This is a genomic window from Pusillimonas sp., assembly GCF_044464525.1.
Taxonomy (GTDB): domain Bacteria; phylum Pseudomonadota; class Gammaproteobacteria; order Burkholderiales; family Burkholderiaceae_B; genus Pusillimonas.
The window spans coordinates 31,824-51,675 of sequence record NZ_JBIQLE010000021.1; the positions used below are offsets into that span (position 1 = coordinate 31,824).

Here is a 19,852-nt window from a genome sequence, read left to right on the forward strand (position 1 = left end):
AAGTAGCATATCTTGCAACTAAAGAAACCATGCCTCTGAAGCACCACATCTCGCAACTCAAGAACCCACGTCTCTGAAGCACCACATCCTGCAATTCAAGAATCCCCGAGGCGTGTGGCGGGCAGGTATTTTGGGCGACGTCCGACCAAGCCGAGCACCTTGCCATTTCGGGGGTGCAAGCTCGCAGCATGTTTGAGCGGCACGCTTGTCGGACCACCGGTCCGACGCCGCGAGTTCTGCGAGCGCCCCGAAATGGCAAGGTGCGAGGGAAGCCCGGCAAAGCCGGGCCGCAGGGAGCGGCGCCCAAAATACCTGCCCGCCACACGCCGACTAAAGCACTCAATACAACCACGCACTCAACACAGACACCGCTTCAGCACAAACGCGGCCGCACATACGAGCACTCAATCAGCAGACGCCGAACCGTCTTCCAGCACGACATCCAGCGCCTGCTCCACATTCTCAAGAAACACGAACTTCAATTGCTCTCGAGCCTCTTGCGGGATGTCTTCAAGATCCTTCTCGTTGCGCGCCGGAAGCAACACTGTTCGGATGCCCGCCTGCAGCGCCGCCAGTACCTTTTCCTTGATGCCGCCCACCGGCAGCACCAAACCCCGCAGGCTGATCTCGCCCGTCATTGCATGGTCGTAGCGCACCGGGCGGTCCGCCATGAGCGAAGCCAGGGCCACGAACATCGCCACCCCCGCGCTGGGACCATCCTTGGGAATCGCCCCGGCCGGCACGTGCACGTGAATATCTTGCTTCTCGAATCGCTCCATGTCGATGCCCACGCGCGCCGCCTTGCCCTTGAGCAGCGTAAGCGCCGCCTGTGCGCTTTCCTTCATCACATCGCCAAGCTGGCCCGTAAGAATAAGCCGGCCCGAGCCCGCGGAACGACTCGCCTCAATGAACAGAATGTCGCCGCCCACCGGCGTCCAGGCCAGGCCCGTGGCTACGCCCGCCAAACTCGTTCGCATGGCCAATTCACTTTCGTGTTTATGCGGGCCTAGTATCGCGCGCAGATCAGGTTCGTCTACCGTGACTTGCTGGTCAGAGCCCTCGGCGATACGCATCGCGACGTGGCGGAACACACTGCCGATTTCGCGTTCGAGATTGCGTACCCCCGCTTCACGCGTATAAAAATGAATGATCGCTCGCAATGCCTCATCGGTAAGCCGGCACTGCTCAGGGGTAAGTCCGTTGGCTTCCAGTTGACGGTGCACCAGATAGCGCTGGGCAATCTGCATTTTTTCAGCTTCGGTGTAGCCTAGAAGCTGAATGACCTCCATCCGGTCGCGCAGCGGCCCTGGGATCGCGTCCAACACGTTGGCCGTGGTGATGAACATCACCCGGGACAAATCAAAAGGAACAGCCAGGTAATTATCACGGAAGGCCGAGTTTTGTTCAGGGTCGAGCACTTCAAGCAAGGCCGCAGCCGGGTCGCCATGCACGCCGCCTCCGCCAAGCTTGTCTACCTCATCAAGCATCAGCACACAGTTGCGCGCCCCCGCTTTATGCACCGCCTGGATGATGTTGCCGGGCAGTGCGCCGATGTAGGTGCGGCGGTGGCCGCGTATCTCGGCCTCGTCGTGGACACCGCCCAAGCCCAGGCGTGCGAATTTGCGGCCCGTGGCCTTGGCGATGCTTTGGCCGAGCGAGGTCTTGCCCACACCGGGCGGGCCCACGAAACACAAGATGGGGCTGCGCCCCTCGGGATTGAGCTTGCGCACCGCCAAGTATTCAAGAATACGACGCTTGATTTTTTCAAGCCCATAGTGATCCGCATCGAGTGTTTCACGCGCTTGGGCGATATCGATGCGCTCTTCGGTGGCGATGTTCCACGGCAGCTCGGTGAGCCAGTCCAGATATGTGCGCAGCGACGAGTACTCGGCCGATGCATCGGGCATATTGCTTAAGCGGCGCAGCTCTTTGCGCGCCACTTGCTCGACTTCCTCGGGCATGTTCGCCTTGGCGATGTCGGCCTCGATCTCGGCCATTTCAGCGGCATTGCCTTCCGTCTCGCCCAACTCGCTCTGAATGGTCTTCAGTTGCTCACGCAGCAGCACCTCGCGCTGGCGGTCCTCGAAACGCTCTTTTGTCTGCTTGTCGATGTCGTGGCTAATGCGCAGCACCTCGGCGAAATGCACCAGAAAGCCAAGCACCTTGTCCAGACGGGGAAGCAGATCGAAGGTCTCGAGTATGTCTTGCTTTTCAGATGGCTTGAGATCCATCAGCCCCGAGACGAAATCGGCAAGCACAGCAGGCGAAGTGATGCCGGCCGCCGTATTGGCCAGTTCGGGAGGCGCTTGCGGCAGCATACCCAGAATGTCGCCGGTACGCGCTTTTAGTTGTAGCATGCGCGCCTCGATTTCGGGGCTGGTGGTCTCTGGCTCGTCAAAAGCCTCAACCCTGGCGACCAGATAAGGATGATCGGGCAGGTATTCCTTGATGACGAACCGCTGCTCGCCCTGGCAGATGAGGTGGTGGTTGCCATCTGGTGTGGTGACGTAGCGCAGGATGCTTGCCAGTGTGCCCACGCGGTGAAGGTCAACGCCCAATGGTTCGTTGTTTTCGGCATCGCGTTGCAGCACGATGCCCACCTGTCGCCCCGCGCGGGCCGCGTCCTGCGCTGCCTTGATGGAGCTTTCCCGGCCGATGCCGATGGGCGCCACCATTTGCGGAAACACCACCAGGTTGCGCACCGGAATGATGATCAGCGCATCTTCGGGAATATTCAGTTCGATTTGCTCGCCGGCCTCGGTTTGCTGGGCCGGCGCGTTGTCGGTAAGAGGCTGGTCGGATGTCTTGCTGTCCATGGCTGTCCCTTATATTGGCTGTATCGACGCTGGTCGAAGGCGTCCCTTATAGCTTGCGCAGCGTAAGTACCAGGCAGCCATTTGTTAGGGTGGATTCTTGAATTTCGAACCGACCGGCGGGCAGTTCGATGCGTCGTTCGAAACGGCCGTATGGGATCTCGATGCGGCGTATCTGCGTCGACGCCGGCGCGGGCATGGGGCGCTCGCCCACTACCAGCAGCGTGTCGCCGTCGATCAGGACTTTGACGCGATCGGAAGCCACGCCGGGCAGGGCCACCAGCACCGACAAATGAGTGGGCGTCTCGAATATATCGGCGGGGGGCTCCCATGTGGGGCCGCGCGCCGTGCTTTGACTCAGCTGGAAGAACTGGCGGTGCAGGCGGTCGGCCTGTTCCAGCATGTCCATGGCTTGCGCCCACATCAAGCCGGGCGATTTTCGATAGGTCATTCTGGTTTCCCCAAGATCGGCTCATAAGCAACTATAGAGTCAACTATAGAAGCAAATTGTGGGCCGCTGCAACGCGGCCACCAGAGCGCGCCACATGACGCCCGGGCGAGGGCGCTTTGCTCACCGACGAGATACCTGGAGAAGGGTCACGTCGGCGCCTGCGGTCGGGACATGAAAGTTCAGGCCGGGCAGGCATACTCAATGATCAACTGCGCCGACACCATGCCGTTCCACACGTTCTGCTCAAGACGATATGCCACATCAATGTTTTCGGGAAGAAGGTCGGCGTGGTTGAACCAGATTGCATCAAATCGCTGGTGGCCGCGCTCGAGGCTAAGCTTCAGGTGCTTGTCCTTGAGCAGGCGCTGGTGGTGTACCCGAAATACGTCGCGAAACACAGGCGGGGGAAACCCTGCCCCCCACACTTGCTCGGCCAGCATGCCCGCAACCTGTGCATTGGCGTAGCCTGTTTCAAGCGAGCCGTCGGTTTCTATGACCGGCTCGAAACTGTCGCGCCCTGTCAATTGACGTACAGCCTCGTCAAAGCCTTGCAAGAAGCGATCATAGGCCTCTTCACGCAGAGTCAGGCCGGCCGCCATGGCGTGGCCGCCAAACTTAAGAATGATGCCGGGGTGCCGCTTGGAGACCAGGTCAAGCACGTCGCGTAAATGCACGTCGGGTATGGAGCGGCCCGACCCGCGCAATTGCCCCGGCTCGGAACGTGCGAACGCCAGGGTGGGACGCCAATAGGTTTCCTTCAGGCGCGATGCAACGAGGCCAACCACCCCCTGATGCCACTCCGGATGGTAGACGCACACGCTGGCGCTGATGGCCGGTTCACCTTGCTGCATGGCCTGCAGCGCTTCTTCTCGCATGGTGCCTTCTATACCGCGCCGCTGCTGGTTCATCTCATCCAGCTCGCGCGCCAGTTTCAGGGCCAGGTTTTCGTCGTCCGTAATCAGGCAGTTGATGCCCAGGCTCATGTCGGCCAGGCGCCCGGCTGCATTGATGCGCGGACCCAGGGCGAAGCCCAGGTCGAACGTGGTGGCTTGCCTCGGTTCGCGGCCCGCCACGGCAAAAAGAGCGCGCAGCCCGGCTTGCATGCGGCCGGCCCTTATCTTCTGCAGGCCCTGCGTGACCAGCAGCCGGTTGTTACTGTCGAGTTTGACGACGTCGGCCACTGTGCCCAATGCCACCAGGTCGGCGAGCATATCCAGGCGGGGCCCGCCGTCGGCGGCGTATACGCCACGGCGTCGCAGCTCGGCTCGCAAGGCGAGCATCAGATAGAAGATTACGCCTACCCCCGCCAAGTTCTTCGAAGGAAAGCCGCAACCGGGCTGGTTGGGATTGACGATGGCAAGGGCGTCCGGCAAGGTGGGGCCGGGCAAATGGTGATCGGTGACCAACACCTGCATTCCGGCCTCCCGTGCCGCAGCCACGCCGTCGACGCTGGCAATGCCGTTATCGACCGTGATCAGCATGTCGGGCTTGCCGGCATGGTGTTTCAGTGCAAGCTGGACCACTTCGGGTGACAGCCCGTAGCCGGTCTCGAATCGGTTGGGAACCAGAAAATCCACGTCGGCGCCCATAGCACGCAGGGCGCGCAAGCCCACCGCGCAGGCCGTTGCCCCGTCGCAGTCGTAGTCCGCGATGATCAATAACTTTTGGCCCGCAGCGATGGCATCGGCCAGGATGCCCGCCGCGGCGTCCACGTGGGTCAAGTGAACGGGCGGTATCATCGCGCCCCATTTCAACAGGGTTTCATCGGCGTTGCGTACGCCGCGGGCCGCCCACAGGCGGCACAGCAAAGGATGAATTCCCGCCGCCTCCAGCGCCATGAAGGCGCTTTGGTCGGGGGAACGGGTACTTAATTTCGGTACAACCACCATTTACTCCATGTGTTGCGGCCGCCGCGCAGCCACTTCGCCAAGCGGGCCATGGCGCGCGGTTCGAGCGTGACGATTTCATTGCGTCCTGTAAGCACCAGTTCGGGCTGCGTTCCTTGTCGCGCCAGCGGGACAAAGACCTCTGCCTCGAGCTCGGCCAGGGCGGCCAGCCAGCCGCCCCAGTCCTGGGCCATGAATGGGGCAAGCAGGGCTCGATAATGACGGGTTTCGACGGGCGAAGGCGCTGTAGCCAACTGTTCCATTCGACCCCCGCCGAACAACCATAAGCCATTGACGGGGCGCTCGCCTTGCGCCTGTCGGGCCAGGTTGACGGGGTGATCGAACCACAGCATCTGTATTTCGTTGAACAGGCGTCTCCAGGGGCGCACGGCTTCGTCTTGCGGCCACCAGTCGTTGACTGAAGCCGTCGCCACCACGGATGGGCTTGTGCTGTGGAAGGCGAAGCCGGGGGGCGGGTCGATGCGCCAACGCGTATGGCTGTCGTGATGCAGATGGAAACCAGTTTCGTCGAACAGCGTTTGCGCCGATTCGAACAAGGCTACACTCTGCTCTTGCGTAATATTTAGGTCGAGCGCAGTGAGCAACGCCGTGCTGCTTTGAGTGGGAGCCATGTGGATCAGCTCGGCCAGCCAAACTGGCTGCTTCGGTTCGATATCGCGGTTTTCGGTCAATAAAGGCCCTAATCCCGCGTTAAGATTCTGTTGCGGCTCGGGCGAGAAACGGGCTTGTTCCAACTGCCACTGCTCGTAGGCGGTGCAGCCTGAAACCTCCGGTTCGACGGCTTGCATCCTGGCCCGCCCGCCCGAAAGCCAGCCCACGAAAGTGGGAGCGGTTTTTTCAAGGTGAGGAAGCAGCGCCCGTGCCGCTTCGGGGCCGGGCAGCGCGCCTGGAAGTACGATGTGCATGCGTGAATTGTAGTCTGTGTGAATCAGCGCGAATCGGCACAGGCATGGACGAGAACAAAAAGGTGGTTTGCAAGAATGTCTTATGAATTTTGGATAGGATCGCGCTATGCCGGCGTGTCGCGCGGCGCCCGGCGGGGCGGCCGGCGGGACCGCTTCGTTTCCTTTATCGCCGGCACCTCAATGGCGGGCATCGCGCTGGGCGTTGCCGCATTGATTGTGGTGCTGTCGGTGATGAATGGCTTCCAGACCCAGGTCAGAGACCGCATGCTGTCGGTCCTGCCGCACGTCGAAGTCTTCGTTCCCGGTACCGAACCCGGTCAGGTGCTCGAGCAGTGGGAAGACCTGGCGGCTCAGGCTAGGCGCCACCCCGCCGTCAAGGGCGAGGCTCCGTTCGTTGCGGCGCAGGCCATGCTGGTGCGGGGGCAATCGCTTAGCGGCGTTCAATTGCGAGGCATCGAGCCCGGCAGCGAAGCGGCGGTATCCGATATTGCGGCACAAATGACGGACGCCGACCTGAACGTACTCGAACCAGGCTCATTTGCCATCGTGTTGGGAAGCCATCTGGCCGATGCCTTGGGCGTGCGCCCCGGCGATACCTTATTGGTTTTGGCGCCGCAGGGTTCAGTGTCGCCGGCGGGGTTCACTCCACGCATGCGCCAGTTCACTGTCCGGGGAATATTTTCCTCTGGCTATTACGAATACGATGCATCGATGGCGTTCATCAACGTGCAGGATGCTGCGCGTGTGTTCCGGGACAGCGGAACCAGCGGCATTCGGCTGCGCATCGACGACATGCAGCGCGCGCCGCAAGTGGCTCAAGAACTGCGCGATATGGTTCCGCCGTACGCAAGGGTGCGCGACTGGACCGAGAACAATCGCACATGGTTTGCCGCCGTGCAAACCGAGAAGCGCATGATGTTCCTGATTCTGGCCTTGATCGTGGCGGTGGCCGCTTTCAATCTATTGTCGTCATTGGTGATGGCAGTCAAGGACAAGCAGTCGGACATCGCCATCTTGCGCACCCTGGGTGCGACCCCGCGTGAAATCGGGCGCATCTTCCTGGTGCAGGGCGCTCTTATCGGGGTGATCGGCACCTTGGCAGGGGTGGGCCTGGGCATGCTGGTCGCCTACAACATCGACGTGATTGTGCCTTTCATCGAACGTATGTTGGGCATTGAGTTCCTGCCCCAACAGATATATTTCATCAGCGAACTGCCATCGAATCCCGAGGCAAGCGATATCATGATCGTTACCATCACCTCTTTGGTTCTTTCTTTGCTGGCCACCATCTATCCAAGCTGGCGGGCGTCGCGGCTGCAACCGGCACAGGTACTGCGCCATGACTGACACGTTAACGAACAACCCCGACCATGTCCTGATCGCCCGCAATCTGGTCAAGTATTACGACGAAGGCGGCCAACGCGTCGATGTGTTGCGCGACGTAAGTCTGCACGTGGCACGCGGCGAAATGGTGGCGGTGGTGGGGGCTTCCGGTTCTGGGAAAAGCACCATGCTGCATTTGCTTGGCCTGCTTGACCAGCCCAATTCGGGCTCAGTGTGGGTCGACGGCGAATCGGGGGATGGCTTGTCCGAGGCCCGCCGCAGCCAAGTGCGCAACCGCAGCCTGGGCTTCGTCTACCAGTTCCACCACCTGCTTTCCGAATTTTCGGCCCTGGACAACGTGGCCATGCCCCTTATCGTGCGCCGACAAAGCCGCGGCGCCGCACGCGAGCAGGCGGCCGACATGCTTGAGCAGGTCGGCCTGGCCCATCGCATGGGGCATTACCCAGGCCAGCTTTCCGGCGGTGAAAGGCAGCGCGTGGCGTTGGCCAGGGCGCTGGTCACCAAGCCGGCCTGCGTGTTGGCCGACGAGCCCACCGGAAACCTCGATAGGCACACCGCCCAGACCATGTTCGAGCTGCTGGTGCGCTTGAATGAAGAATCGGGTACGGCGTTTGCCATCGTTACTCATGACCCGACCCTGGCCGCCCTGGCCGACAGGCGATTGTTCATGGATGATGGGTCGCTGGTCGATGCCGAGGCAGACGCGCGCTGATGCAGCATGGCTGATACGCTATTGCGAATAGTCTGCCCAATGGACGTTGGGATAAAGGACCGTTTCCATGCTGATCGATACGCATTGCCACCTGGATGCATCCGAATTTGATCATGACCGTAATGAGGTCATTGCCAGAGCGCAGGGCGCGGGCGTGGACCTTATCGTCATTCCCGCCATCAATCGCGCCAATTTTGCACGAGTACGGCAACTGGCGCATTCGTTCCCGGGCGGGGCTTACGCGTTGGGCATCCATCCCATTTGCGTGCCCCAGGCAGCCGACACTGATCTTGAAGTGCTCGAGCACGAGATAGAAAAGTCGTTGGATGATCCGCGTTTCGTGGGTGTCGGCGAGATCGGCCTGGATTTCTTTCTTCCCCAGCTCAAGACTGAATCCATGCGGGAACGGCAGGAAAATTTTTATTCAGCCCAACTCGACCTGGCTGCGCGATTCAATCTGCCGGTAATACTGCACGTTCGTCGATCGCAAGACATCTTGCTCAAGCATTTGCGCCGACGCCCCCGAATTGGGGGTATAGGCCATGCCTTCAACGGAAGTTTTCAGCAGGCCGAGCAGTTCATTGAACAAGGCTTTGTGCTGGGGTTCGGAGGCGCCATGACCTTTGACCGAGCCTTGCAGATAAGGCGGCTGGCGGCCGGCTTGCCGCTGGAGTCGTTAGTCCTGGAAACCGATGCGCCGGATATCCCGCCCGCCTGGCTGGAAATCGGCAGCCGCAACGAGCCGGCCAGCGTGGCGGGCGTCGCCGCCTCGCTGGCCGAACTTCGGGGCACAACGGCCGATCAGGTCAGGGCGGTTACTGGGGCCAACGCGCTACGAGCCTTGCCCCGCTTGGCACGCAGGCTGGGGGTCGGGGCCGGCGTGGCGCGCTGAGGCAGGCTTGGCGCTGCGCCGATGCCGCTCCAACGAGAGTCAGGCCTTGGGCTTAAGCCGGGAAGGATCAAAGCCGGCCGCGCGTTTGTAGCGCATGGCCATTTCTTCCAGCACCTGTTGCGGGATGACGTCATTGATGTGCGCAAAGCCTTTCGGCGCCCGCTCGTGCGCCATCTGCATTACCTGCTCGGGCCCGTTCAGGCGGTTGCGCAAGATGATGCCGGTGGTCGCCGGCAGGCGCTCGGCCTCATATTCCTTGAGCGCCGCTTCAGTATCGCGGTGGTGTTTCTGAACGGTTTCCAACAGCCGGTCCGCCAGGCTGCGTGCGTCCAGGATGGCCTGCGCGGAACCATTCGATCCGATGGGATAAAGAGGGTGGGCGGCATCACCCATTAGCGTGACTTTGCCGTGGGTCCAGCGCGGCAGGGGGTCTTTATCGACCAGGGGAAACTCATAGATGGCTTGTGTGCCGTCGATGAGGGCGGGAATGTCGATCCACGGCCATTTCCAGCTTTGGAATGGGGCAGCGAATACGGATTTATCCACGACGCGGTTCCAGTCGGTATAAGATACTTCGCCTTCGGGAACGCTGAGCTCGGCGATCCAGTTGACGGCGGTCGTGCCGGCCGGCGCGGCCTCGTCCAAGATCGGGTACGCCACGAATTTTTGGTCTTGGTGGCCGGCCATGAACATGGTGCGTCCATCCAGGTACGAGCGGGTATAGGTAACCGCGCGCCATAGTATGCGACCCGAGAAGCGAAACTCGTCGCGGTCGGGATAAAAGCCTTTACGCACGGCGGAATGGATGCCGTCGGCGCCGATCAGGACGTCGCCTTGAACTTTCGTAGGGGCGTCATTGTTCGAGCGATCGCGGAACAGGGCGGTGACGCCTTTGTCGTCCTGAGTCAGCGATTCGAACGCCATGCCGGTATGAAGCTTGTGGGCGCCCAGTCGCTCGCGCACTGCTTTGGCCAGAAGAAGCTGGAGCCGTCCGCGATGGATGGATAGTTGAGGTACGGGGTAGCCCGCCGCCAGTCCTCGGGCTTCTTCCCAGATGCTTTGGCCGAAGCGGTTGTAGTAGTGCAGCGCCGAGGTGGCTACGGAATTGGCCTGCAACGTCTCCAGCATTTCCACCTGTTGCATCTCTGCCGCGGCATGAGGCAGCAGGTTGATGCCCACTCCCAGCGGCTTCAGCTCCCGCACGCTTTCAAAAACCTCGCATTCTATGCCCCGCTTGTGCAGCATCAGGGCCAAAGTCAGCCCGCCGATGCCGGCGCCGACGATAATAGCTTTCAAGTTCTTCTCCCGGAAATGTGGCGCAAATAATAACAAAAATGCCGTTTTGGCTGTGTATTCGGACGCGGCGTTGCCGGAATGCCGTCCATGGCCGGGCACGGGCCGCGTTTATACGCATAAGCCGAGGGGATGTATTTATCTCTTTGACGGCGTCGGCTTGCTGTAACCGTCCTACCATGGCTGGTCTCTGTACGCCGGCATTCGCCGGCACACGAAAGGGCGGCCGCATGGGCATGCATAAGTCGGTTCATCTGTGTGGCTGCGGGAATGGGAAATGGTCGGGCGCTTGAGCATTATTGCGGCCCTTGCAGGGGCGGCCCTGGTGCACGTGCTGCCGCGCTTGCCGGAACCCTTTGAATGGATCTGTCTGTCGGGCGGTTTGCTATTTTTTTCGACAGCGGTTGTGGTGCCATGGAAGAGAGTCCGGGGCATCTACGGACGCCGCTTGAAATGGCTGGCTCCACTGTGGGCCTTCGTATTGGGCCTGGCCTGGGTCTCGTTTCATATGCACCAGAGGCTGGCCGACTCGCTAAGCCCCACGGACGAGGATCAGGTTTCGCGGGTGGTGCTGCGTATCGAAACGCTGCCGCGCGTGCTGCCCGATAGCCGGCGGTTTGAGGCGCAAGTGCTTGAATCCCTACCTCCGGGCATTCCTCGTCATATCCAGGTTTCGTGGCATGGTGCTGATTACGCGGGCCCATACGCGCGCAAGCAGCCTGGCGCCGGCCACCCGTTTCCCGACCTGGTGCCAGGGCAGGTATGGCGCATGTCGCTCAATCTTCGTACTCCGCACGGGTTGAGCAACCCTCATGGTTTTGACTATGAAGGCCACGTGTTGGCCACGGGCGTGCGCGCCGTGGGCAGTGTGCGCGGCACGCCCCGCTATCTGTACGATGAACCGTGGGCGAGTTTATCGGTGGTCGCGGAACGTGCCCGTCACCGCGTGCGCGAGGCCATGGCGCCATACTTGGCCGACCTGCGGTACGGACCGGTTTTGCTGGCGCTCACAATTGGAGACCAGGCGGGGGTGGCGCCCGAAGACTGGCTTACATTCAACCGCACGTCAATTACCCATCTTATTTCCATCAGTGGCAGCCATATCACCATGATTGCGGCCATTGGCGGATTGCTGTGCTTATGGCTTTGGAGGCGTCTGGCTTGGCTTGGCAGGCCGCTGGCCGAGCGTGTGCCGGCCCAGGTGGCAGCCTGTCTGGCTGCTTTGGCAGTGGCCTGGGTGTATTGCCTGTTGGCCGGCTGGGGCGTGCCGGCCAGACGAACCTTTCTGATGTTGAGCGTCTTGGCGGCGGCCCATCTTTTGCGCCTGCCCCTCGGGCCTTGGCGGGTGTTGTTGCTGGCTGCCGCCGCAGTGGTGGCAATGGACCCCTGGGCATTGACGGCCAGCGGGTTCTGGCTGTCGTTCGGGGCGGTGGCTGTGCTGCTGACCAGCGGCCGTTGGTTGGGGGCGTCTGTTCATGAGGCGACAAAGCAACGACGTCTGTGGGACTGGCTTCTGGCTGCGTGCAAATTGCAGCTGACCGTGACGGCCGGCTTGATGCCGGTGCTGGCCTTGTTGTTCAACGAAATTTCAATTGTTTCGCCGCTGGCGAACGCTTATGCCATTCCGATCATCAGCCTTGTCGTGACGCCGCTTTCGCTGCTTCTGGCCTTGGCGTCGATGGTTCCGGCGTTGGGCTGGGCGGCTCATGGCTTGACGTGGCTTGCTCATGAGCCCTTACGGCTGATGATGTTGCCCACGCAGTGGCTGGCCCAGAACGACGCGGCCAGCCTGGACGCGCCCGCGGCTCCTGCCTGGGCGATTGTGTTGGCGTTGGCCGGCCTGGCGGCTGCGCTCATGCCTCGCGGCTTGCCCTTGCGGGCGGCGGGGTGGATGTTGATGCTGCCGGCGCTGCTGTGGCGCCCCGAGCGTCCGCCCGATGGGGCTTGGGATATGGTGGCGCTGGACGTGGGCCAGGGTTCCGCCGTGGTGGTGCTCACCGCCAATCATGCCTTGCTGTTTGACACGGGCATCCGTCATGGGCCCGACTCCGATGCCGCCTCGCGCAGCGTAGTGCCATTTTTGCGCGCCAAAGGTGTGAGCCGGCTCGATGTACTGGTTGTGTCCCATGCCGATCTGGATCATGTGGGCGGTATGCGCAGCGTGCTGGCTGCCAGGCCGGTGAACCAATCCTACAGTCCGTTTGATGTCGTGGCTTACTTGAAACGCGAGGCCGCTTTGCTGGGTGTTCCCACGCAGTTGCCCTCGTTGCCGCAAGCCACGTCGCGCTGCCGGGAGGGCGTCTCCTGGCAGGTGGATGGCGTGCAGTTCGATTTCCTGTGGCCGCTGGCGTCTGCGCCGGAGGTCGGTTCGAAAAGCAGTTCACGGATACGCAATGCGCAAAGTTGTGTCCTGCGTATCCGGGGCCGCTATCACTATGCGCTATTGACCGGCGACATCGGCCAAGCCCAAGAGATCGAGATCGTCGCGCGCGACGTCGGCCCCATTGACGTGCTGCTGGCGGCTCATCACGGTTCACGCAGCTCGTCCAGTGCCGAATTGGTTGCGCATGCCGGGCCGGCACATGTAATTGCCCAGGCGGGGCGCTGGAATCGCTACGGCCATCCGCACCCGGTGGTGCAGCGTCGTTGGGAGCGTGCGGGCGCACAATTCTGGAGGACCGACCTGCACGGCGCGATAACGGTTCGATCCCGCGCCGAAGGGCTCATGGTGGAGCCTCATCGCGATGCCGGCGGCCTATGACGACGAAATCGGTTACTATTTTTCGGGCTTGCAGAGCTCGTCTCGGCTGCGTGAATAAGCCGTGCGCAGCTTGTCTGCGCACCGAATCCCCCGCTGTTCCCGTCTAGGATTTGCCATGTCTGAACCCCGCCTCGAATACGTAAGTTGCGCCGGCCCATCGGGCATCCACCGCATGGCGTATTGGGAATGGGGTAGCCCGAGCAGTGACAAGACCCTGGTGTGCGTGCACGGCCTGACCCGCTGTGGCCGGGATTTCGACGAACTGGCTCAGAGGCTTGCTTCAAGATACCGGGTCGTGGCCCCGGACATCGTCGGGCGGGGGCGTTCCGACTGGTTGGCGGACCCGGCCGGGTATACGGTGCCGCAATATATTTCCGATATTCTCACGTTGATCGCCCGGCTCGACGTGGATGAAGTCGACTGGCTGGGCACCTCAATGGGAGGGCTGATCGGTCTGGGCCTTGCCGGGGCCCTGGCCGCATCTTCTCTTCAACGGCCGCAGCGCGGAAACTTCGGGTTGCCGGCCGCCAGATCCCTTCGCTTGGGCAAGATGGCGCTGAACGACATTGGTCCACGTCTCGATCGGCAAGGCCTGGCGCGCATTGCCGCTTATGTGGGCAAAAACGTGTCCTTCGATACCTTCGACGAAGCGGTAGCCTATGTGCAGGGGGTTTCCCAAGGTTTTGGACCGCATACGCAAGAGCAATGGAATCGCCTGACTCGAGATGTGTTCAATCAGGAAAACGGCCGCTGGATCAGGCACTATGACCTTCGCCTTGCCGAGCCCATGGCGCTGCAGAACGAGGCGACGCTGGATGCGGCCGAACAGATGTTATGGTCGGCTTTTGAAAGCCTTGCCTCGCCCATCCTGGTATTGCGGGGCACTGAATCCGACGTCCTTACAGAAGACACGGCCCGCGAGATGTCGGCGCGCAATGCGCATACGCAACTGGTCGAGTTCGCCGGTGTCGGCCATGCCCCGACTTTACTGAGCGACGAACAGATTCAGCCGATAAAACACTTTTTCCTCGGCTCGGATTGACCCTGTCCGGCCCGATGCGGTGGCGGCTCCTGGCGCCGGCCCGGTACAATGGATCAGATGAGTTCAACCATTTCCCTTAACGCCGACCTGCATTGCCACTCGCTGATTTCCGACGGGGTGCTGACGCCGTCGGCGCTTGCGCGGCGCGCGGCCGAAGGCGGGGTGCAGTTGTGGTCTTTAACCGATCATGACGAGCTTTCCGGCTTGGCAGAGGCTCAGGCGGCATGTCGTGAGCTTGATCTGCCTTTTGTGCCCGGCGTCGAGATCTCAGCCACGTGGGCCAAGCGGACGGTTCATATCGTTGGTCTCAATATCGACCCAACTTACGTGCCTCTTGAGCAAGGCCTGACTTCCATTCGGGCCGGCCGGGTCGAGCGCGCCCGCCACATTGGCGAACGGCTCGAAGGCATGGGTGTGCCAGACAGCTACGAAGGCGCCTTGCGCTACGCATCTAATCCGCAATTGCTAAGTCGTACGCATTTTGCTCGTTTTTTGCTCGAACAGGGCTATTGCAAGACGATGCAAGAGGTCTTTGACCGCTATTTGGGCGAGGGACGATCAGGCAACGTGCGCGTTGACTGGGCCAGGCTCGAGGACGCCGTGCAATGGATAGTGGGCGCCGGCGGCCGAGCCGTAATTGCCCACCCGGGGCGCTATACCTATGACTCCACCCAGTTGGATGCTTTTTTTGACGTGTTCAAGCAGTTGGGTGGTGAAGGCATCGAGGTAATCACGGGAAGCCACCGGCCCGAGCAATACCAGGAATACGCAGAGGTGGCGCGCCGTTATGGTTTTCTCGCTTCGCGTGGATCAGATTTTCATGCACCTAGTGAAAGCCATGTCGATCTGGGCTCTTTGCCCAACTTGCCCACGGGCCTCAAGCCCGTGTGGCACGATTGGCTTTAGGCGTCACTGTCGTCGGCGGTGCCGGCCCCGTCGCCGGCCGAAGTGGCGTAATTGACGCCGAAGACGCTCATGTAAGTCGGGTAGAAGCTACAGTACAGGATGGCCGCCACAATAATGTTGACCGGCATCAGAACCAGTTGCACCATGCCCGACGGCAGCCCCACAGACGTTAATATGGTGCCGCAGAACTGCACAGCCATGAAAATGGCGCCCCAACTCAGGCCATACAGCAGGAAAGGCCATTTGTTGCGCCAACAGGCCACCATGGAATAAAACAGGGCCTGCACCAGTTTGATGCCGTGCCAGCCCGTCAGGGCCGGCGCGTGCCAGAACAGCGCCGAGATCATCACGTACAAGACGGCAAAGGTGATCAGCGGCCGAAGCAGGGCGTCGAACAAGACAGCCGGGTCTACATTGGCGCCATCGACGATCGCCGCTGTAAGTTGCCCAAGGAATGGCAGGGTCGCAGCAAAGCCGGCCAACATGCAACATGCCAGGTACGCCAGGCCCAGACGAAACAAGCGGCGCCGCACATCTTTGTCGCGTAGCGGCTCGAGCCACATGCCGGGCATCATTTGCCGGCCGTTCGAGATATGGCGGCAGGCGCACAGGGTGATGAAGGTAAGGACGGGTGTGGCGGCGATCAGCAGCATTTGTCCCAGAATGGGTATCACCGACGAGATCGTGATGAACAGGCTGGTCAGCAAGCCCCAGAAGAACATGGCAAGGGGTTGGCGCCTGAATATCCGGCCTCCTTCCTGTATCCATGACCAGCCGGCACGAAAGGGCAGTTTGGCAGCTTGCATAATTTTCTTTTCAGCGTGAGCGGGCCGTGTTGTTGGCCGGCCCTATGGCAAAACAGGGGCGGATACCAAGCGCCGCTGGCGCAGCACTCGTTCAAAATGCCTTGGATCATGCGGCTTGAGAGTCTGCGCGGGGCGCGGCAGGAAATAATCGAACAGCCTTGATGTCCAGAAGCGCAGTGCGGCGGCCTGCAACAATAGCGGCCATGCCTGACGTTCTGCGGCCGTGAACGGGCGTTCCTTGGCATAGGCTTGCAGCCACGCCTGCACTTTTTCGTCAATGAAGGCGCCACTGTTGCGCTCGATGCACCAGTCGTTCACGCTTACCGCCACATCGAACAGCCAGGTGTCGCAACCCGCAAAGTAGAAGTCAATGAAGCCCCCCATGCGCGGTGTCTCGAAGGTGCCGTCAAATAACACGTTGTCCCGAAACAAGTCGCAGTGCGCCGGCCCGAATGGCAATTCGCGATATGTGTCGGACGCGGCAAAGACAGTTTGTTCTTCAAGCACCGTACTGATCAGCTGAGCTTGCGCCTCGTCAAGAAAGGGCAGCACCTTGGGAACGGTTTCGCGCCACCAGGCCAGGCCTCGCAGATTGGGTTGCCGCATGGAGAAGCTGCGGCCCGCCAAGTGGGTGCGTGCCAGGGTCGCGCCGGCCAGCGCGCAATGCATCGGACCCGGATCGGGCTCGTAGCCGCCTGAAAGCCGCGTGACAATGGCCGTGGGCTTGCCGTGCAAGAGTCCCAGGCGTTCGCCGTTTTTGCGCGTCTGGGGTTCGGGAACAGGAATGCCGTTGTGCGCCAAATGGTGCATCAATTCAATATAGAAAGGCAATTGTTCGTAGGTTAGCACCTCGAACAGTGTCAACACGTACTCACCCTGGGTGGTGGTGATGAAGTAGTTGGTGTTTTCGATGCCGGCGGTAATGCCCCGCAGAGAAACCAGTTCGCCCAGAGAGTAATGATTCAAAAGCTCGCGTGCGTCGTCGTCGCTGACAGGGGTAAAGACAGCCATAGAAAAATAAGCAGACAATGAAAGGTGGCGCCGCAACATGCGGCAAAGCCGGATTGTAAAGCAGAGGGCCAAGGGGCGCGAACCGAGGCGGCGGGCTCGAGACGTTAAAATCATCGTTTACCCGCAACCAATCACTATACCGTATCGTGAAATCCCCTATGCAAGCCGATTCCGGATGGCGCTTCTGCGTCGCCCCCATGATCGACGTCACGGATCGCCATTGCCGTTTCTTTCACCGGCTCCTGGCCCCGCGCGCGCGCCTGTATACCGAGATGATCACGACCGGAGCACTGCTGCATGGCGATATTGCGCGCCATCTGGACTTCCATGAATCAGAGCAGCCGGTGGCCCTGCAATTGGGGGGAAGCGATCCCCAGGCACTGGCCGACAGCGCCAGGTTAGGCGAACAATGGGGATACGACGAAATCAACTTGAACTGCGGCTGCCCGTCTGACCGCGTTCAGCGCGGGGCCTTCGGCGCCTGCCTGATGGCCGACCCCGCGCTGGTGGCCGACTGCATCAAGGCCATGCAGGACGCGGTGTCGATTCCGGTGACGGTCAAGCACCGGCTGGGGCTAGACTACGACGAATCCTATGGCTTCGTGCGCGACTTTGTCGGCGCCCTGCATCACGTGGGGTGCAAGGTGTTTGTCGTGCACGCCCGAAATGCGGTGCTCAAAGGCTTGTCGCCCAAAGATAACCGCCAGATACCCCCGTTGCGCTACGACGCAGTGCGCAGGCTGAAGGCCGATTTTCCTGACAGCACCATCGTGTTGAATGGCGGCGTGGCCGAAGCGGATGCGGCTTACCGCCATCTGGACGATTTTGACGGCGTGATGCTGGGGCGGGCGGCCTGGCACAATCCGGGGGTATTGTCCGAATTGTCGCGCCTGGTCGATCCGGATGTCCACTTGCCCGAACCAGGGCAAGTCGTGAATGCGATGGTCGATTACGCACAAGGGCAGGTAGGGCAAGGCGTACCATTGCGCATGGTGCTCAAACCCATGCTTGGCTGGATGTCCGGACGCCCCGGATCACGCTATTGGCGACGCACGTTATCGGATGCCGGCTTGTTGAATGCGAACGACCCGGCGATGCTCGAGCGGGCTTGGAACGATCTGGTCTTGCGTGCCGAATGAAGAGCCTGTTTCAGCCGCCTTCTTCGACCTTGAGGGCCTCTCCGTCGCCGGGCCAATCGCGGATGTAGGCCTTGAGCATATTGTTTTCGAATTGCTGGGCCGCGACGATGGCCTGGGCCATGTCGTAAAAAGAGATGACGCCTTGCAAGACCGGCCCGTCCATGACCGGCATATAGCGCGCGTGCTTATCCAGCATCAGGCGCTGCACTTCTTGAGCGCTGGTATTGGGCGTGACGCTGACTGGAGCGTCGTCCATGATGCTGCGTATGGTGTTGGTGCCGGTATCGCCGCCATTGGCGTGCAGATGGCGAATAATTTCGCGGAAGGTAAGCATGCCCACCAATTCACCGTGTTCCATGATGACCAGAGAGCCGATGTCTTGTTCGCTCATGGTTTCGAGCGCCTTGGTAATGGGCATGTCAGGGGTGGCGGTGTAAAGGGTGTGCCCCTTGACTCGCAGTATCTCACTGACTTTCAACATGTTGCGTCTCCTCGGTCTGCTTCGTTGTAGTTGTATTTTGCCTTATATCCTTGCTTTGGGGTAGGCGGGCGGCAGACTGTATATTTTCGTGTTCGCTCGCAACGAAAGGTTGCGAGGTTTCGTTGCGATCGAGCAGGTCGTCGAGGGTCAGGTCGGGCTGGTTGGTCAGTGCGGCGGCGATTCCCGGCAGCAGGCAAGGCAACTTTTGCAAGGCTTCCTGGTGGCGATCTATCAACAGAACGTCGACCAGCCGGCCCAGCTTTGCCTGTCCCATGTCGCAGGCCAGCACCCACTGGTCGGAGCCCTTGTCTTTGTCTTGGGTCGGCACGGCATAGCCAAGGTCGCGCAGGGTGGTCAGAATATGGTTGAGCTCATCAGGATGCAATCGCAGATGGGCGCTTAAAAAGCGCGAGCTGCGGCCGGGAATGGGGGTTCCCTGAGCGCTGCGCAGCAAGCGCATGATGGTAATGGCATCGACAATGGCAGCGCCGGGCTGGCGCTGTTCGGCCCAGCGTCGCATGCGAAGGGCGGGCAAGGTGGCGGCCACCGTGGCGCCCAGCAAAATACCGAGCCACGACAGATAAATCCATAGCAGGAAAATCGGCAGGGTGGCAAAGGCGCCGTAAATGATGGTGTACGAGGGGAAGCGAGAGATATACAGCGCAAAACCCGATTTCATCAGGGCAAGAACCACGGCGGTGCCCATGCCGCCGGCCAGGGCGTCGCGCCAGTAGACGTCGCGGTTGGGCACATAGACGAATAAGGCGGCAAAGCCCACCCCGGTGATAAGCACCGGCACCACTGAGAGCAGCAGGTTCACGCCGGTAGACATCTCGCCTACCAGGCCCAGCGATTGCTGGGTCAGCACGGTGGTCGTCCAGAGGCTGGCCCCGGCCAGGATCGGACCCAGAGAGATAATCGCCCAGTACACCAGCATGCGCTGGCGCAGGGGCCGTCGCTGCTCAACGCTCCAGATGTCGTTCAGCACTCCGTCGATGGTCATGATCAGCATGACGGAGACCACAATGAGGAAGATGGTGCCCACCGCGGTCAGGCCGGAGGCCTTGGCCGCAAACTGATTGAGGTACGTCATGACCGTGTCCGACACGGAAGGCGGCATCAGACTGGTGGTGAGGAAGTTTTCGAGCGCCAGCTTGAATTCCGCGAACAGCGGGAACGCCGTGAACAGCGAAAGCACGACGGCCAGCAACGGAACGATGGCAAGCACGGTGGTGTACGTAAGGCTGGCGGCGATCTGCGGCAGCCTTTTTTCGCCGGCGCGTCGCAGCGCGTATTGCGCTGCCTTGCCCACGCTGCTCAGCCGGTCTGAAGACCGGGCTCGTCGGCTTTTCGGATTAGAGGCTTTACCGGCGTCTTCACGTTGCATGA

The 19,852-nt window shown here is 61.0% G+C and carries 16 protein-coding genes; 7 read left to right on the forward strand and 9 right to left on the reverse strand.

Annotation, left to right across the window (positions count from 1 at the left end):
* Positions 1–404: 404 nt before the first annotated feature.
* The 4 genes from lon to ACIY1O_RS12225 form a co-directional block, all read right to left on the reverse strand.
* Positions 405–2,816, reverse strand: a complete 2,412-nt coding sequence (gene lon / locus ACIY1O_RS12210; RefSeq protein ID WP_397475368.1) for an endopeptidase La — start codon at positions 2,814–2,816, stop codon at positions 405–407.
* Positions 2,817–2,862: 46 nt separating this feature from the next.
* Positions 2,863–3,264 carry an Hsp20/alpha crystallin family protein gene (locus ACIY1O_RS12215; protein WP_397475369.1) on the reverse strand — a complete coding sequence of 134 codons (402 nt, stop codon included), beginning with the start codon at positions 3,262–3,264 and terminating at the stop codon, positions 2,863–2,865.
* Positions 3,265–3,443: 179 nt separating this feature from the next.
* The gene (gene recJ / locus ACIY1O_RS12220; RefSeq protein WP_397475392.1) at positions 3,444–5,150 is read right to left on the reverse strand and encodes a single-stranded-DNA-specific exonuclease RecJ; all 1,707 of its coding nucleotides are present in this window, start codon (positions 5,148–5,150) and stop codon (positions 3,444–3,446) included.
* A complete protein-coding gene (locus ACIY1O_RS12225) occupies positions 5,132–6,076 on the reverse strand; it encodes a hypothetical protein (RefSeq protein WP_397475370.1) in 945 nt (314 codons plus the stop codon). The genes recJ and ACIY1O_RS12225 overlap by 19 nt, the downstream gene beginning before the upstream one ends.
* A 75-nt stretch (positions 6,077–6,151) precedes the next feature.
* Between ACIY1O_RS12225 and ACIY1O_RS12230 the strand changes: the two genes are divergently transcribed.
* From ACIY1O_RS12230 to ACIY1O_RS12240, 3 genes are all read left to right on the forward strand, one after another.
* On the forward strand, positions 6,152–7,423 hold the full coding sequence (locus ACIY1O_RS12230) for a lipoprotein-releasing ABC transporter permease subunit (RefSeq protein WP_397475371.1): 1,272 nt from the start codon (positions 6,152–6,154) through the stop codon (positions 7,421–7,423).
* Positions 7,416–8,132, forward strand: coding sequence for an ABC transporter ATP-binding protein (locus ACIY1O_RS12235; RefSeq protein ID WP_397475372.1), 717 nt, complete (start codon positions 7,416–7,418; stop codon positions 8,130–8,132). Before ACIY1O_RS12230 ends, ACIY1O_RS12235 begins: the two co-directional genes overlap by 8 nt.
* 67 nt (positions 8,133–8,199) lie before the next feature.
* Positions 8,200–9,024, forward strand: coding sequence for a TatD family hydrolase (locus ACIY1O_RS12240; RefSeq protein ID WP_397475373.1), 825 nt, complete (start codon positions 8,200–8,202; stop codon positions 9,022–9,024).
* 39 nt (positions 9,025–9,063) lie between these two features.
* Here ACIY1O_RS12240 and ACIY1O_RS12245 read toward each other — a convergent pair whose 3' ends face one another.
* Positions 9,064–10,320 (reverse strand): flavin-dependent oxidoreductase, encoded by a 1,257-nt coding sequence (locus ACIY1O_RS12245; RefSeq protein WP_397475374.1) that lies wholly within the window; start codon positions 10,318–10,320, stop codon positions 9,064–9,066.
* A gap of 286 nt (positions 10,321–10,606) precedes the next feature.
* Between ACIY1O_RS12245 and ACIY1O_RS12250 the strand changes: the two genes are divergently transcribed.
* The 3 genes from ACIY1O_RS12250 to ACIY1O_RS12260 all read left to right on the forward strand — a co-directional run bounded on the left by ACIY1O_RS12250 (position 10,607) and on the right by ACIY1O_RS12260 (position 15,026).
* The gene (locus ACIY1O_RS12250) at positions 10,607–13,078 is read left to right on the forward strand and encodes a DNA internalization-related competence protein ComEC/Rec2 (protein WP_397475375.1); all 2,472 of its coding nucleotides are present in this window, start codon (positions 10,607–10,609) and stop codon (positions 13,076–13,078) included.
* Between the two features lie 115 nt (positions 13,079–13,193).
* Positions 13,194–14,120 carry an alpha/beta fold hydrolase gene (locus tag ACIY1O_RS12255; protein ID WP_397475376.1) on the forward strand — a complete coding sequence of 309 codons (927 nt, stop codon included), beginning with the start codon at positions 13,194–13,196 and terminating at the stop codon, positions 14,118–14,120.
* A 57-nt stretch (positions 14,121–14,177) separates the two neighbouring features.
* Complete coding sequence (locus ACIY1O_RS12260; protein WP_397475377.1) at positions 14,178–15,026, forward strand: 3',5'-nucleoside bisphosphate phosphatase; 849 nt, start codon at positions 14,178–14,180, stop codon at positions 15,024–15,026.
* Here ACIY1O_RS12260 and ACIY1O_RS12265 read toward each other — a convergent pair.
* A complete protein-coding gene (locus ACIY1O_RS12265; protein ID WP_397475378.1) occupies positions 15,023–15,832 on the reverse strand; it encodes a BPSS1780 family membrane protein in 810 nt (269 codons plus the stop codon). The genes ACIY1O_RS12260 and ACIY1O_RS12265 overlap by 4 nt on opposite strands.
* A gap of 42 nt (positions 15,833–15,874) precedes the next feature.
* Positions 15,875–16,843 (reverse strand): homoserine kinase, encoded by a 969-nt coding sequence (locus ACIY1O_RS12270; protein WP_397475379.1) that lies wholly within the window; start codon positions 16,841–16,843, stop codon positions 15,875–15,877.
* Positions 16,844–17,001: 158 nt separating this feature from the next.
* On the opposite strand from ACIY1O_RS12270, the gene dusA reads away from it, so the two are divergent.
* The gene (dusA, locus tag ACIY1O_RS12275; RefSeq protein WP_397475380.1) at positions 17,002–17,982 is read left to right on the forward strand and encodes a tRNA dihydrouridine(20/20a) synthase DusA; all 981 of its coding nucleotides are present in this window, start codon (positions 17,002–17,004) and stop codon (positions 17,980–17,982) included.
* 10 nt (positions 17,983–17,992) lie between these two features.
* On the opposite strand, the gene ACIY1O_RS12280 is transcribed toward dusA, so the two are convergent.
* Together ACIY1O_RS12280 and ACIY1O_RS12285 are read right to left on the reverse strand one after the other, a co-directional pair.
* Complete coding sequence (locus ACIY1O_RS12280; RefSeq protein WP_397475381.1) at positions 17,993–18,463, reverse strand: CBS domain-containing protein; 471 nt, start codon at positions 18,461–18,463, stop codon at positions 17,993–17,995.
* Positions 18,447–19,850 carry a YihY family inner membrane protein gene (locus ACIY1O_RS12285; RefSeq protein ID WP_397475382.1) on the reverse strand — a complete coding sequence of 468 codons (1,404 nt, stop codon included), beginning with the start codon at positions 19,848–19,850 and terminating at the stop codon, positions 18,447–18,449. The genes ACIY1O_RS12280 and ACIY1O_RS12285 overlap by 17 nt, the downstream gene beginning before the upstream one ends.
* Positions 19,851–19,852 lie beyond the last annotated feature (2 nt).

Bases quoted from the DNA above. Each gene is read 5' to 3' on its own strand.
- lon (WP_397475368.1), bottom strand. From the start codon at position 2,816: ATGGACAGCAAGACATCCGACCAGCCTCTTACCGACAACGCGCCGGCC.
- ACIY1O_RS12215 (WP_397475369.1), bottom strand. From the start codon at position 3,264: ATGACCTATCGAAAATCGCCCGGCTTGATGTGGGCGCAAGCCATGGAC.
- ACIY1O_RS12225 (WP_397475370.1), bottom strand. From the start codon at position 6,076: ATGCACATCGTACTTCCAGGCGCGCTGCCCGGCCCCGAAGCGGCACGG.
- ACIY1O_RS12230 (WP_397475371.1), top strand. From the start codon at position 6,152: ATGTCTTATGAATTTTGGATAGGATCGCGCTATGCCGGCGTGTCGCGC.
- ACIY1O_RS12235 (WP_397475372.1), top strand. From the start codon at position 7,416: ATGACTGACACGTTAACGAACAACCCCGACCATGTCCTGATCGCCCGC.
- ACIY1O_RS12240 (WP_397475373.1), top strand. From the start codon at position 8,200: ATGCTGATCGATACGCATTGCCACCTGGATGCATCCGAATTTGATCAT.
- ACIY1O_RS12255 (WP_397475376.1), top strand. From the start codon at position 13,194: ATGTCTGAACCCCGCCTCGAATACGTAAGTTGCGCCGGCCCATCGGGC.
- ACIY1O_RS12260 (WP_397475377.1), top strand. From the start codon at position 14,178: ATGAGTTCAACCATTTCCCTTAACGCCGACCTGCATTGCCACTCGCTG.
- ACIY1O_RS12265 (WP_397475378.1), bottom strand. From the start codon at position 15,832: ATGCAAGCTGCCAAACTGCCCTTTCGTGCCGGCTGGTCATGGATACAG.
- ACIY1O_RS12270 (WP_397475379.1), bottom strand. From the start codon at position 16,843: ATGGCTGTCTTTACCCCTGTCAGCGACGACGACGCACGCGAGCTTTTG.
- dusA (WP_397475380.1), top strand. From the start codon at position 17,002: ATGCAAGCCGATTCCGGATGGCGCTTCTGCGTCGCCCCCATGATCGAC.
- ACIY1O_RS12280 (WP_397475381.1), bottom strand. From the start codon at position 18,463: ATGTTGAAAGTCAGTGAGATACTGCGAGTCAAGGGGCACACCCTTTAC.
- ACIY1O_RS12285 (WP_397475382.1), bottom strand. From the start codon at position 19,850: ATGCAACGTGAAGACGCCGGTAAAGCCTCTAATCCGAAAAGCCGACGA.